The sequence below is a fragment of the Methylobacterium sp. C33D genome, assembly GCF_053345825.1.
The window spans coordinates 1-692 of record NZ_JBKFAV010000119.1 but is presented as its reverse complement, the minus strand read 5'-3'; the positions used below and the strand labels follow the sequence as shown (position 1 = coordinate 692).

The 692-nt window shown below is 72.1% G+C and carries 1 protein-coding gene; it reads right to left on the bottom strand.

The genetic code is table 11. The features are described 5' to 3' along the window. The coding region (locus ACLBXO_RS31640; protein ID WP_447687904.1) for a 1-deoxy-D-xylulose-5-phosphate synthase N-terminal domain-containing protein at positions 1-692 on the bottom strand (692 nt) is incomplete at both ends.

The window sequence follows — 692 nt, the reverse complement described above, 5'->3', positions numbered from 1 at the left end:
TCCTCGGCCGCGGCCGCGCGCTGGTAGAGCGCCTTCGGCAGGAGCTTGCCGAGCTGCTTGGCGGTCTCGCGCAGGGACTGGTAGGCGCCGCCCGAGGCCAGACGGGCGAGGTAGGCCGACATGGCGCCGACGGGCGGCGCGATCGACATGTCGTTGTCGTTGAGGATGACGATCAGGCGCGAGTGCAGGGCGCCGGCGTTGTTGAGGGCCTCGTAGGCCATGCCGGCCGACATCGAGCCGTCGCCGATCACCGCGATGGCGTTGCGGCGCTTGAGCGGGCGGTTCTTCGCCTTGGCGGCGGCGTTGTCGAGGTCGCGGGCGACCGCCATGCCCAGCGCGGCCGAGATCGAGGTCGAGGAGTGGGCCGCGCCGAAGGGGTCGTAGACGCTCTCGGAGCGCTTGGTGAAGCCCGACAGGCCGCCGCCCTGGCGCAGCGTGCGGATGCGGTCGCGGCGCTCGGTCAGGATCTTGTGCGGGTAGCACTGGTGGCCGACGTCCCAGACGATGCGGTCGTCGGGCGTGTCGAACACGTGGTGGAGCGCCACCGTCAGCTCGACCACGCCCAGCCCCGAGCCGAGATGGCCGCCGGTGATCGAGACCGCGTCGATCATCTCGGCGCGCACCGCGTCCGCCACCGCCTGAAGCTCCGACTCCGGAAGACGCCGCAGCGCCGACGGGGACGGAACGCGGTC